Annotated in this window: 8 protein-coding genes; 7 read left to right on the forward strand and 1 reads right to left on the reverse strand. The window is 61.3% G+C overall.

All coding sequences use genetic code 11. The annotated features are described in order from the left end of the window. Positions 1-153: 153 nt before the first annotated feature. The 4 genes from HMPREF3140_RS04825 to HMPREF3140_RS04840 all read left to right on the forward strand — a co-directional run bounded on the left by HMPREF3140_RS04825 (position 154) and on the right by HMPREF3140_RS04840 (position 3,831). Positions 154-2,010, forward strand: coding sequence for a sensor histidine kinase (locus HMPREF3140_RS04825; RefSeq protein WP_060614329.1), 1,857 nt, complete (start codon positions 154-156; stop codon positions 2,008-2,010). A gap of 14 nt (positions 2,011-2,024) precedes the next feature. Next, a complete protein-coding gene (locus HMPREF3140_RS04830; RefSeq protein ID WP_004151141.1) occupies positions 2,025-2,726 on the forward strand; it encodes a response regulator transcription factor in 702 nt (233 codons plus the stop codon). A 237-nt stretch (positions 2,727-2,963) separates the two neighbouring features. After that, positions 2,964-3,104 carry a small membrane protein gene (locus HMPREF3140_RS28140; RefSeq protein WP_004146563.1) on the forward strand — a complete coding sequence of 47 codons (141 nt, stop codon included), beginning with the start codon at positions 2,964-2,966 and terminating at the stop codon, positions 3,102-3,104. A 115-nt stretch (positions 3,105-3,219) separates the two neighbouring features. Further along, positions 3,220-3,831 (forward strand): helix-turn-helix transcriptional regulator, encoded by a 612-nt coding sequence (locus tag HMPREF3140_RS04840; protein WP_009483956.1) that lies wholly within the window; start codon positions 3,220-3,222, stop codon positions 3,829-3,831. A gap of 273 nt (positions 3,832-4,104) precedes the next feature. On the opposite strand, the gene HMPREF3140_RS04845 is transcribed toward HMPREF3140_RS04840, so the two are convergent. Further along, entirely contained in the window at positions 4,105-5,379 is a 1,275-nt protein-coding gene (locus HMPREF3140_RS04845; protein ID WP_004149053.1) for a dicarboxylate/amino acid:cation symporter, read from the reverse strand. Between the two features lie 300 nt (positions 5,380-5,679). On the opposite strand from HMPREF3140_RS04845, the gene HMPREF3140_RS04850 reads away from it, so the two are divergent. From HMPREF3140_RS04850 to mdtC, 3 genes are read left to right on the forward strand one after another with little or no spacing between them, the layout of a single operon-like run. Then, positions 5,680-6,918, forward strand: coding sequence for an MdtA/MuxA family multidrug efflux RND transporter periplasmic adaptor subunit (locus tag HMPREF3140_RS04850; RefSeq protein ID WP_004175207.1), 1,239 nt, complete (start codon positions 5,680-5,682; stop codon positions 6,916-6,918). Continuing rightward, positions 6,918-10,040 (forward strand): MdtB/MuxB family multidrug efflux RND transporter permease subunit, encoded by a 3,123-nt coding sequence (locus tag HMPREF3140_RS04855; protein WP_004149055.1) that lies wholly within the window; start codon positions 6,918-6,920, stop codon positions 10,038-10,040. Before HMPREF3140_RS04850 ends, HMPREF3140_RS04855 begins: the two co-directional genes overlap by 1 nt. Next, positions 10,041-13,118: a multidrug efflux RND transporter permease subunit MdtC gene (gene mdtC / locus HMPREF3140_RS04860; RefSeq protein ID WP_002912617.1), complete on the forward strand. Its 3,078-nt coding sequence runs from the start codon at positions 10,041-10,043 to the stop codon at positions 13,116-13,118. It begins immediately after the preceding gene. Position 13,119: the final 1 nt, after the last annotated feature.

Here is a 13,119-nt window from a genome sequence, read left to right on the forward strand (position 1 = left end):
CGTATTATCCATACCGTAGCCAGACGTCTGCGGTCTGTATCGTTGGCTTGCCGCAAGGGGGCGTGATTGAAAAGGGTGTCTGCGATCTTCGGGGCGGTCCGGCGTTGCCGGCCGCAGTTCCTGGCAGGCTGGCTGCTCAGCTGTGGATTATTCTTGCTGCTGGTCGCCCCACAGGCGCAGGCGGCGACGCGCCAGGTGGGCATTGATATTCCGGTCCAGTGGTACGCGGACGCCAGCGGCCAGATGACCCTCGATCGCTTCGCCGCCCTGCCCACAGACCAGCTCGCCACCACCCGGCAGATCCCCTCCTTTGGTTATTCGCGAAAAACCTGGTGGCTGCGCAGCGAACTGCCGGGAACGTGGTTTGCCGGGGAGCCGCGCTGGCTGCAGCTGGGCCCCTCTTTTGTCGACCATCTGACTATTTACTACCGGCCTCTGGGCAGCGATGCCCCCTGGGCACAGCGCACCTTTGGCGACCGCGACGGCGCCCGCGAGAGCGACCTGCACTACCGCGAAAGCGTGCTGATCCTCCCCCCGCCGCCGACCGCCGCCGGCTATGAGGTGGTCTTTCGCCTGCAGAGCACCAGCACCCTGATCCTGCTGGCCTCGCTCTCCTCTGCGCAGGCGTTTGTGCAGCGGGCCACCGCTGACACCGCTTTCTGGAGCTTCTACTTCGGCCTGGCCGCTGTCGCCAGCGGTGTGGCGCTTTGGCTGGCGCTGGCCCTGCGCCGGCGTCTGCTATGGGGCATCTGTCTTTTCTCGCTCAATTATCCGCTGGTGGCCGCCCTGCACGGCTTCCCGGAGTGGTTCTTCGGCCACGCCGCGCTGCCCTTCCAGGATTTTATGATCAGTAGCCTCTCGCTGTTCAGCTATGCCACCGCCCTCTGGCTGCATAGCGAGATTTTTGATCTGAAGAAGAATATGCCGCGACTTCATCAGCTGCTGATCGCCGCCGTGATACTCAACCTGGTACTGCAGGTCAGTATTCCGCTCGGGTTTTACGGCTTCGCGATGCAGATTGAAGGGGTAGTATTCATCATTATCACCCCGGTGCTGCTGTTCACCTCCTGGTGGCTGTGGCGCAAAAAAGCTATCGACCGTACCACCCTGCTGCTGGGTCTGCTGCCGCCGTTCTATGTCGTCGCCGCGGTGCTGGTGCAGTTGTCGATCCATGGGATTATCCCGTTCCATATGGCGATCTATTCCCTCTGGCAGTACGCGCTGATCGTCCATATCATTACGGTGCTGATCATTGCCATCCTGCGGGTGCGTGCTGAAAACCGCCAGCTGGAGCAGAAGCAGCGCCTGGCGCGCGAACTGCAGATTGAGCGTGAAGCCAGCTTCCACCAGCGGCAGTTTATGGGCATGGTGGCGCACGAATTCCGCACCCCGCTGGCGGTGATCCAGGCGGCGCTGGAGAATCTTCGCCTCTCGGCGGCCTCGACCAGCCAGGAGGCGCGCTTCGATCGCATCGGCCGCGCCGCCACCCGCCTGGTGCAGCTCACCGATAACTGCCTTGCCGACGCCCGGCTCGCCTCCCACGATCTGCACGTCGAGCGCCAGCAGACCGCCCTGCTGACGGTAATCAACATGGCCGCCTCGGTGGTGGCCATCTCCCATGATCACTACCTGAACATCCGCCAGCACGGCGCGGTGGAAAGCCCGCAGCTGCAGGCCGATGCCGGCCTGCTGTGCATCGCCATCGCTAATCTGCTGGATAACGCCGTCAAGTATTCGCCCCCCGGTGAAATCGCCATCGATATTCATTCCGATACCGGGCAAACGGAGCTGCGCATTCGCGACCACGGCCCGGGACTCCCCGCCGGACAGGCGGAACTGATCTTTGAGCGCTACCGCCGCGGCGAGCACACATCGCCGGTGCCAGGCGGCACCGGTCTCGGACTGTATGTTGCGCGTCAGATAGTGCAGGCTCATGATGGCAAACTGTGGCTGGCCGAGCATGGCCCGGACGGCTGCACCTTTATTCTCACCCTCCCCACGGTTGCTTAAGAGGAGAACGACGTATGGCTTTACGGCTGGCGATAATTGAAGATAACGCCGATCTGCTGGATGAATTGCTGGCCTGGCTGGGCTATCGCGGCTTCGAGGTGTGGGGGACGCGCAGCGCCGAAGCCTTCTGGCGGCAACTGCACAGCCATCCGGTGGATATCGTGCTGGTTGATATCGGCCTGCCCGGCGAGGATGGCTTCAGCGTACTGAACTATCTGCATGAGCTGGGGCACTACGGTCTGGTGGTGGTCAGCGCCCGCGGTCAGCAGCAGGATAAACTGCAGGCGCTGAGCCTTGGGGCCGATGCCTATCTGATCAAACCGGTAAACTTCGCCCATCTTGCCGAGACCCTCACCGCCCTCGGCGCGCGCCTGCGCCAGGACCGTCCGGCGGCTCCGCCTGCGGAGGCGATCGGCACGCCGCCGGCCGTCTCCCCCGGCAGCTGGCGTCTGCAAGAGGATAAACTGATTTCACCCGACGCCCGGACGCTGGAGTTAACCCAGCAGGAATATCGCCTGGTGGAGCTCCTGATGCGCAATCGCAACGAAGTGTGCAGCAAACTGGATCTCCATGCCTGCCTGTTTTCCCATGAAAGCGAGCCTGACCTGCACCGGATCGACGTGGTGGTTAGCCGCCTGCGTCACAAGGCACGCCAGCAGGGGATCCACCTGCCCGTTCGCGCAATCTTTGGTAAGGGACTGGCCTTTATTTCCTGAACGACGGGGCGCGTCGGCGGCCGCGCGGGATATAAAAAACTCGCAAGTGTTAATTTTTCTCATTTTCTGAGAGAAATGAGAGGAATGAGACTGACGATGACCTTAAGAACTTTCTTATAGTGCTAGCACATCAGGATGATGGCGTAAGATTTTCGCGGGACAGAAAAGCATATAACAAAACGTATTAGCCGTTCGCGGCAAATTCTGACACCATGCAACACAATCAGGGTAAAAACGATGGCCATGCAAACGTGGTTAGTTTTATTGCTATGCATTTTTTTCTTCAGCATCTCTGTATACAGTTTTATTTCCTATCTGAAAGACAGGAGGCGGCAGAAATTTACTTTTAACGATAAGCGTTCGATGCGTCGTAAATAATTCACTTTAAAATAATAAAAAATTATTGTAGGTGCTTTTATATCTTCAACACACCGCATACGCCCGGAGGATTTGTCACAGCATGGCGTTATGTTTTGCGTAAGGAAATAACGCCATGAGAAACATTAATGTCACCATCAACACCCGCAACGCCTTTGTCCGTGAATCGCTGGTAGCCATGGTCAATGACCTCACCCGGGGCGATCTGCGGGCGCGTTTTTCCTGGCGTAACACCGATCTGTCAGCTGAAGATATCATTATCTGCGAAGTGATCCCCGGGGAAATATACCTGTGTAATACCCTGATTAAGAACAGAAAAAGAGGTAGCTCGCTGATTATTCTCCATAGCTATGACCAGCTGCCGGAAGATGAGTTCATGATTAACTGCCTGAAAGGGGTCATTTTTGTTTCGCTAAAAACGGCCAGTATTCCGCAATTGCTGACGATCATTAAAAGCGAGCTCCAGCATTGTATGACCCCCACGGCTACCGACGCCGCAGGCCGGGAACTCAGCTGCGCCAGCTGTCCGCATCGCGTGTTATCACGATCGCAGACCGCCGTAGTGCACGGTATTCTCGAAGGGCTGGATATGAGTAAAATCGCCGCCCTGCAGCGTGTGAGTCCCCGCACCGCCGCCTATCATAAGAATAAGATCATGGAAAAATACAGCCTGAATAATAATCATGAATTTTTCCAGTTTATGAATCTTTTACGTGAGCGCTGGTAGGCAAACAGCAGCACAAAAAAATAAGATATTGACCTGGCTATATTGTCGGAAATCCGAAAATAGCCGCAGGATGCTAAAAAATATCCAGCGCTGGCGGACATAACGTTAAACTCTGACGCTTCCTCGGTATAAAGACATTACCGCCCGTCTTTATATAATAAAAAACACGCTACACGAGGAAAACTGATACTTCGTCACATTGCCCCTGACGTGCCTGTCAGGGGTCCTTTTTTCCTTGTGGAATAGCGCCCTCAGTGAAAGGGCGCGGCAGGATCAGGCTTCCGCTTTCTCCACTTCCCAGTCCGGCTGCGCTTCCTCGTCGGTCAGCAACCCTTCATTTTTCGACAGCATCGCGGTGGCGATGCCATTACCCAGCACGTTGATGGCGGAGCGCCCCATGTCGAGGAAATGGTCGATACCCATCAGCAGCAGGATCCCGGCGACCGGTATATTGAAGCTGGGGATCGTCGCCGCCAGCACCACCAGCGCCGAACGCGGCACCCCGGCGATACCTTTCGAGGCCAGCATCAGGGTCAGCATCATGACCGTAATCTCGCTAAAGCTCAGCGGCACGTTATAGGCCTGGGCGATAAACATCGCGGCGAAGGAGCAGTAGACCATCGAGCCAACGAGGTTGAACGAGTAGCCAATCGGCAGGACGAACGAGACGATATTGCGCGAACAGCCAAACTTCACCAGTCGCTCGAGGGTCTTCGGATAAGCCGCTTCCGAGCTGCTGGTGGTAAAGGCCACCAGCACCGGATCTTTCAGCATGTTCAGCAGGCGGAAAACCTCTTTTTTCAGCACCATATAGCCGACGGCAATTAGCACCGCGCTGGTCAACAGCACCGCCAGGTAGTAGCCGCCGATGAACGAAGCATAGTTGAGCAGGATCCCCAGCCCCTGGGAGGCAATCACCGACGAGATGGCGGCGAAGATGGCCAGCGGCGCAACGTACATCACATAGCCCGTCACCTTCAGCATAATGTGCGACACCACGTTAAGGGCCGCCACCAGCGGAGCATTAAACTTCTCCCCCAGCGACGCGCCGGCGATGCCGAAGAACATCGAGAACACCACGATCTGCAGGATCTCGTTGTTGGCCATCGCCTCGGTGATGCTGGTGGGGATGGTGTGCGACAGGAACCCTTTTAGGCTCATGCCGCTGACCGCCAGGCCGGTATCCACCGCCTCTTTCGGCACCGCCAGGTTTAACCCGGCGCCCGGGTGCTGGAAGGTGACGATCACCAGCCCGACGAGAATGGATAATACCGAGGAGGTGATGAACCAGACCATCGCCTTGCCGCCTACCCGGCCGATGGTCGCCGTCTCGCCGAGGCGCATAATGCCGACCGTCAGGGTGCTGAACACCAACGGCGCGATGACCATTTTGATCAACCGCAGAAACAGATCGGTGAGCAGCGTAATATTATCCGCCCAGGCGGAAACGGTGGTTGGCGTCGCGTAGGCATGGATAGCCGCGCCGGAGAGGATCCCCATCAGCATAAAAATGACGATGAAGAGCGTGAGTTTGTTTGCGTTTGCCACAGCAATGACCCCTGATTATTTAACACGTTGATTTTTAAGTGCATATTTTATTATTATGAGAATGCACTGATTTATTCACCGCATAAATCTAATTAAAGCCCCCGCGGATACAACTATTTTTTGCTTTTTTAAACTAAAAGTTGATATCACCCCGGATATCGGCCGCGGGAGCGCCCGGCGTCGCGGCGGTTATCCAGACATTTCTCAACCTTCTTTTCATAATTCCTCCATTTTTACGGCCCCTTCCCTCACTAAACTAGTATCATTCAGCGAAACGCTTCAGGATGAGACCGTAAACTAATGAAAGGCAGTAACATACGTCGTTGGGGCGCCGCGCTGGCGGTAGTGATTATCGCCGGGGCCGCCTACTGGTTCTGGCACGATCGCGGGACGAGCGGCAGCGGGGCTCCCGCCGCCGGGCAGGGCCCGCAGGGGCCGGGCGGCGCACGCCATGGCCGCTTTGGCGCCGCGCTGGCGCCGGTGCAGGCGGCCACCGCCACCGAAGAAGCGGTCCCGCGCTATCTCACCGGGCTGGGTACGGTAACGGCGGCCAATACCGTCACCGTCCGCAGCCGGGTCGACGGCCAGCTGCTGAGCCTTCACTTCCAGGAGGGTCAGCAGGTCAAAGCCGGCGACCTGCTGGCGCAGATCGACCCCAGCCAGTTTAAAGTCGCTCTCGCCCAGGCGCAGGGTCAGCTGGCGAAAGATCAGGCCACCCTCGCCAACGCCCGCCGCGATCTCGCTCGTTACCAGCAGCTGGTGAAGACCAACCTCGTCTCCCGCCAGGAGCTCGACACTCAGCAGTCGCTGGTGGTGGAATCCGCCGGCACGGTGAAAGCTGATGAAGCGGCCGTCGCCAGCGCCCAACTGCAGCTCGACTGGACCCGCATTACCGCGCCAATTGACGGCCGCGTCGGCTTAAAGCAGGTCGATATCGGCAACCAGATCTCCAGCGGGGATACCACCGGGATCGTGGTCCTTACCCAGACGCACCCGATCGACGTGGTCTTTACCCTGCCGGAAAGCAGCATCGCCACGGTGGTGCAGGCGCAGAAAGCGGGCAAAGCGCTCAGCGTCGAGGCCTGGGATCGCACCAATAAGCAGAAAATCAGCGTCGGCGAGCTGCTGAGCCTCGACAACCAGATCGATGCGACCACCGGGACCATCAAGCTGAAGGCGCGCTTTAGCAATCTGGACGACGCGCTGTTCCCCAATCAGTTCGTTAACGCCCGCCTGCTGGTGGACACCCAGCAGAACGCGGTGGTGATCCCTGCCGCCGCGCTGCAGATGGGCAACGAAGGGCATTTCGTATGGGTGCTGAACGATGAGAATAAGGTCAGCAAACACAGCGTGACGCCCGGCATCCAGGACAGCCAGAAAGTAGTCATCAGCGCCGGGCTTTCCGCCGGAGATCGCGTGGTCACCGACGGGATTGACCGCCTGACCGAGGGGGCGAAGGTGGAAGTTGTCACCGCCAGCAGCGGCGAGCAGGCGCAGCCCGCCCCGCGCCAGAGCGGTAAACACGGAGCGCGTTCCTGATGCAGGTGTTACCCCCAGGCCGCACCGGCGGCCCGTCCCGGCTGTTTATTATGCGTCCGGTGGCCACCACTCTGCTGATGGTGGCTATCCTGCTGGCCGGGATCATCGGCTACCGCTTTCTGCCGGTCTCCGCCCTGCCGGAGGTCGATTACCCGACCATTCAGGTAGTCACCCTCTATCCGGGCGCCAGCCCGGACGTGGTGACCTCCGCCATCACCGCCCCGCTGGAGCGCCAGTTCGGCCAGATGTCCGGCCTCAAGCAGATGTCGTCGCAAAGCTCCGGCGGCGCCTCGGTAGTCACGCTGCAGTTCCAGCTGACCCTGCCGCTGGACGTCGCCGAGCAGGAAGTGCAGGCGGCCATTAACGCCGCCACCAACCTGCTGCCGAGCGATCTGCCCAACCCGCCGGTCTACAGCAAGGTGAACCCGGCGGATCCGCCGATCATGACTCTCGCCGTCACCTCCTCCGCCATCCCGATGACCCAGGTTGAGGATATGGTGGAGACCCGGGTGGCGCAGAAGATCTCCCAGGTTTCCGGCGTCGGTCTGGTGACCCTCGCCGGCGGCCAGCGCCCGGCGGTGCGGGTGAAGCTTAACGCCCAGGCCATCGCCGCCCTCGGCCTGACCAGCGAAACCGTGCGCACCGCTATCACCAGCGCCAACGTTAACTCCGCGAAAGGCAGCCTCGACGGTCCGGCCCGCGCGGTGACGCTTTCCGCTAACGATCAGATGCAGTCCGCTGAGGATTATCGCCGGCTGATTATCGCTTATCAGAACGGGGCGCCGATCCGGCTCGGCGATGTCGCCAGCGTCGAACAAGGGGCCGAAAACAGCTGGCTCGGGGCGTGGGCCAACCAGCAGCGGGCCATCGTGATGAACGTCCAGCGCCAGCCGGGGGCCAACATCATCGACACCGCCGACAGCATTCGCCAGATGCTGCCGCAGCTCACCGAGAGCCTGCCGAAATCGGTGAAGGTGCAGGTCCTCTCCGACCGGACCACTAACATCCGCGCCTCGGTGCGCGACACCCAGTTTGAGCTGATGCTGGCCATCGCCCTGGTGGTGATGATCATCTACCTGTTTCTGCGCAACGTGCCGGCGACCATTATTCCCGGCGTCGCGGTGCCGCTGTCGCTGGTGGGCACTTTCGCGGTGATGGTGTTCCTCGACTTTTCGATCAATAACCTGACGCTGATGGCCCTGACCATCGCCACCGGCTTCGTGGTGGATGATGCCATCGTGGTGATCGAGAACATCTCGCGCTATATCGAAAAAGGCGAGAAGCCGCTGGCCGCCGCGCTGAAGGGCGCGGGGGAGATCGGCTTCACCATCATCTCCCTCACCTTCTCGCTGATCGCGGTGCTGATCCCGCTGCTGTTTATGGGCGATATCGTCGGCCGCCTGTTCCGCGAATTCGCCGTCACCCTTGCCGTCGCTATTCTTATCTCGGCGGTGGTCTCCCTGACCCTGACGCCGATGATGTGCGCCCGCATGTTAAGCCACGAATCGCTGCGCAAGCAGAACCGATTCTCGCGGGCCAGCGAGCGTTTCTTCGAACGGGTGATCGCCGTCTATGGCCGCTGGCTGAGCCGGGTGCTGAACCATCCGTGGCTGACGCTCGGCGTCGCCCTGAGCACCCTGGCGCTGTCGATTATCCTGTGGGTCTTTATCCCGAAAGGCTTTTTCCCGATCCAGGATAACGGCATTATCCAGGGTACCCTCCAGGCGCCGCAGTCGGTCTCCTTCGCCAGCATGGCCGAGCGCCAGCGGCAGGTGGCCAGCATTATCCTTAAGGATCCGGCGGTGGAGAGTCTGACCTCCTTCGTCGGCGTCGACGGCACCAACCCGGCGCTGAACAGCGCCCGTCTGCAGATCAACCTCAAGCCGCTGGACGAACGCGACGACCGCGTCCAGACGGTGATAAGCCGCCTGCAGCAGGCGGTGGACGGCGTCCCCGGCGTGGCGCTCTACCTGCAGCCGACCCAGGACCTGACCATCGACACCACGGTGAGCCGCACCCAGTATCAGTTCACCCTGCAGGCAAACTCCCTCGAGGCGCTGAGCACCTGGGTGCCGCCGCTGCTCAGCCGCCTGCAGGCCCAGCCGCAGCTGGCCGACGTCAGCAGCGACTGGCAGGACAAAGGCCTGGCCGCCTATATCAAGGTGGATCGCGACAGCGCCAGCCGCCTCGGCATCTCAATGGCCGATGTCGATAACGCGCTGTACAACGCCTTCGGCCAGCGGCTGATCTCCACTATTTACACTCAGGCGAATCAGTATCGCGTGGTGCTCGAGCAGGATACCGAGGCGACGCCGGGCCTGGCGGCGCTGGAGAATATCCGCCTCACCAGCAGCGACGGCGGCATCGTGCCGTTGACCGCCATCGCCACGGTGGAGCAGCGCTTTACCCCGCTGTCGGTGAACCACCTCGATCAGTTCCCGGTGACCACCATCTCGTTTAACGTCCCGGACAACTACTCGCTGGGCGAAGCGGTGGAGGCGATCCTCGCCGCCGAACAGTCGCTGGATTTCCCGACCGATATTCGCACCCAGTTCCAGGGCAGCTCGCTGGCCTTCCAGTCGGCGCTCGGCAGCACCGTCTGGCTGGTGGTCGCCGCGGTGGTGGCGATGTATATCGTGCTGGGGGTGCTGTACGAGAGCTTTATCCATCCGATCACGATCCTCTCCACCCTGCCCACCGCCGGGGTCGGGGCGCTGCTGGCGCTGTGGCTGGCGGGCAGCGAGCTGGACGTGATCGCCATCATCGGCATCATTCTGCTGATCGGCATCGTGAAGAAGAACGCCATCATGATGATCGACTTCGCGCTGGCCGCTGAGCGCGAGCAGGGCATGCCGCCGCGGGAGGCGATCTACCAGGCCTGTCTGCTGCGTTTTCGGCCGATCCTGATGACCACCCTCGCCGCCCTGCTCGGCGCCCTGCCGCTGATGCTGAGCACCGGCGTCGGCGCCGAGCTGCGGCGTCCGCTGGGGATCGGCATGGTCGGCGGTCTGATGCTCAGCCAGGTGCTGACCCTGTTCACCACCCCGGTGATCTATCTGCTGTTCGACCGCCTGTCGCTGCACCTGAAGCGCCGCTTCCCGCGTCAGGAAGAGGAGGCGTAAGTGAAGTTTTTCGCCCTCTTCATTTACCGCCCGGTGGCGACGATCCTCATCTCGCTGGCCATCACCCTGTGCGGCATTCTCGGCTTCCGGCTACTGCCGGTGGCCCCGCTGCCGCAGGTGGACTTCCCGGTGATCATGGTTAGCGCCTCGCTGCCGGGAGCCTCGCCGGAGACCATGGCCTCGTCGGTGGCCACCCCGCTGGAGCGCTCCCTGGGGCGGATTGCCGGGGTCAATGAGATGACCTCCTCCAGCTCTCTCGGCAGCACCCGCATCATTCTCGAGTTTAACTTCGACCGCGATATCAACGGCGCGGCGCGCGACGTTCAGGCGGCGATCAACGCCGCGCAAAGCCTGCTGCCGAGCGGGATGCCCAGCCGGCCGACCTATCGCAAAGCCAATCCGTCGGATGCGCCGATCATGATCCTGACGCTGACCTCGGACACCTACTCCCAGGGTGAGCTGTATGATTTCGCCTCCACCCAGCTGGCGCAGACCATCGCGCAGATCGACGGCGTGGGCGATGTCGACGTCGGCGGCAGCTCCCTGCCGGCGGTGCGCGTCGACCTCAACCCGCAGGCGCTGTTCAACCAGGGCGTGTCGCTGGACGCGGTGCGCACCGCCATCAGCGACGCCAACGTGCGCAAACCGCAGGGGGCGCTGGAGGACAGCGCGCACCGCTGGCAGGTGCAGACCAACGATGAGCTGAAGACCGCCGCCGACTATCAGCCGCTGATCGTCCACTATCAAAATGGCGCCGCGGTGCGGCTGGGAGATGTCGCCACCGTCTCGGATTCGGTGCAGGACGTACGCAACGCCGGGATGACCAACGCCAAACCGGCGATCCTGCTGATGATCCGCAAACTGCCGGAAGCCAATATTATCCAGACGGTGGACAGCATCCGCGCCCGCCTGCCGGAGCTGCAGCAGACCATTCCGGCGGCTATCGACCTGCAGATCGCCCAGGACCGCTCGCCGACCATCCGCGCCTCGCTGGAGGAGGTGGAGCAGACGCTGGTGATTTCGGTGGCGCTGGTGATCCTCGTGGTGTTCCTGTTCCTGCGCTCGGGGCGCGCCACGCTGATCCCGGCCGTCGCCGTCCCGGTATCCTTAATCGGCACCTTCGCCGCGATGTATTTGTGCGGCTTCAGCCTCAATAACCTGTCGCTGATGGCCCTGACCATCGCCACCGGCTTCGTGGTGGATGATGCTATCGTGGTGCTGGAGAATATCTCCCGCCATCTGGAGGCGGGGATGAAACCGCTGCAGGCGGCGCTGCAGGGGAGCCGCGAGGTCGGCTTTACCGTGCTGTCGATGAGCCTGTCGCTGGTGGCGGTGTTCCTGCCGCTGCTGCTGATGGGCGGCCTGCCCGGCCGCCTGCTGCGCGAGTTCGCCGTCACCCTGTCGGTGGCGATCGGCATCTCGCTGGCGGTCTCCCTCACCCTGACGCCGATGATGTGCGGCTGGCTGCTGAAAAGCGGCAAGCCCCACCAGCCGACGCGCAACCGCGGCTTTGGCCGCCTGCTGGTGGCCGTGCAGGGCGGCTATGGTAAATCGTTAAAATGGGTGCTGAAGCATAGCCGGCTGACCGGCCTGGTGGTGCTGGGCACCATCGCCCTCAGCGTCTGGCTCTACATTTCGATCCCGAAAACCTTCTTCCCGGAGCAGGACACCGGGGTGCTGATGGGCGGCATTCAGGCCGACCAGAGCATCTCCTTCCAGGCGATGCGCGGCAAGCTGCAGGACTTTATGAAGATCATTCGCGAAGATCCGGCGGTGGATAACGTCACCGGCTTTACCGGCGGCTCGCGGGTCAACAGCGGGATGATGTTTATCACCCTCAAGCCGCGCGACCAGCGCCACGAGACGGCGCAGCAGGTGATCGACCGGCTGCGCAAAAAGCTGGCCAACGAGCCCGGGGCCAACCTGTTCCTGATGGCGGTGCAGGATATCCGCGTCGGCGGCCGGCAGTCGAACGCCAGCTATCAGTACACCCTGCTGTCCGACGACCTGTCGGCGCTGCGCGAGTGGGAGCCGAAGATCCGCAAAGCGCTGGCGGCGCTGCCGGAGCTGGCGGACGTCAACTCCGATCAACAGGACAATGGCGCCGAAATGGACCTGGTCTATGACCGGGACACCATGTCGCGCCTCGGCATCAGCGTCCAGGACGCCAACAACCTGCTGAACAACGCCTTTGGCCAGCGGCAGATCTCTACCATCTACCAGCCGCTCAACCAGTATAAGGTGGTGATGGAGGTGGATCCGGCCTACACCCAGGACGTCAGCGCCCTGGATAAGATGTTCGTCATTAACAGCGACGGCAAGCCGATCCCGCTGGCCTACTTCGCCAAATGGCAGCCGGCCAATGCCCCGCTGTCGGTGAACCACCAGGGGCTGTCGGCGGCATCCACTATCTCCTTTAACCTGCCCACCGGCCGCTCGCTGTCGGAAGCCAGCGAGGCCATTGACCGCGCGATGACCCAGCTCGGGGTGCCGTCGAGCGTGCGCGGCTCCTTTGCCGGTACCGCTCAGGTGTTCCAGCAGACCATGAACGCGCAGGTGATCCTGATCCTCGCAGCTATCGCCACGGTCTATATCGTGCTGGGGGTGCTATATGAGAGCTATGTGCATCCGTTGACCATCCTCTCGACGCTGCCCTCCGCCGGGGTGGGCGCTCTGCTGGCGCTGGAGATCTTCGATGCCCCGTTCAGCCTAATCGCCCTGATTGGGATTATGTTATTAATTGGCATCGTTAAGAAAAACGCCATCATGATGGTTGATTTTGCCCTGGAGGCGCAGCGCAACGGCAACCTGACGCCGGAAGAGGCGATTTTCCAGGCCTGCCTGCTGCGTTTCCGGCCGATTATGATGACCACCCTCGCCGCGCTGTTCGGCGCCCTCCCGCTGGTGCTCTCCGGGGGCGATGGCTCTGAGCTGCGCCAGCCTCTGGGGATCACCATCGTCGGCGGTCTGGTGATGAGCCAGCTGTTAACGCTCTACACCACGCCGGTGGTCTATCTTTTCTTTGACCGTCTGCGGCTGCGTTTTTCGCGTCACTCCTCTCAACCGGTAAGCGAATAAC

This window comes from Klebsiella sp. HMSC16A12 (assembly GCF_001808265.1).
Classification (GTDB): domain Bacteria; phylum Pseudomonadota; class Gammaproteobacteria; order Enterobacterales; family Enterobacteriaceae; genus Klebsiella; species Klebsiella pneumoniae.

Excerpts from the sequence above, each read along its gene's own strand:
- HMPREF3140_RS04830 (WP_004151141.1), top strand. The coding sequence starts at position 2,025 with ATGGCTTTACGGCTGGCGATAATTGAAGATAACGCCGATCTGCTGGAT.
- HMPREF3140_RS28140 (WP_004146563.1), top strand. The coding sequence starts at position 2,964 with ATGGCCATGCAAACGTGGTTAGTTTTATTGCTATGCATTTTTTTCTTC.
- HMPREF3140_RS04840 (WP_009483956.1), top strand. The coding sequence starts at position 3,220 with ATGAGAAACATTAATGTCACCATCAACACCCGCAACGCCTTTGTCCGT.
- HMPREF3140_RS04850 (WP_004175207.1), top strand. The coding sequence starts at position 5,680 with ATGAAAGGCAGTAACATACGTCGTTGGGGCGCCGCGCTGGCGGTAGTG.
- HMPREF3140_RS04855 (WP_004149055.1), top strand. The coding sequence starts at position 6,918 with ATGCAGGTGTTACCCCCAGGCCGCACCGGCGGCCCGTCCCGGCTGTTT.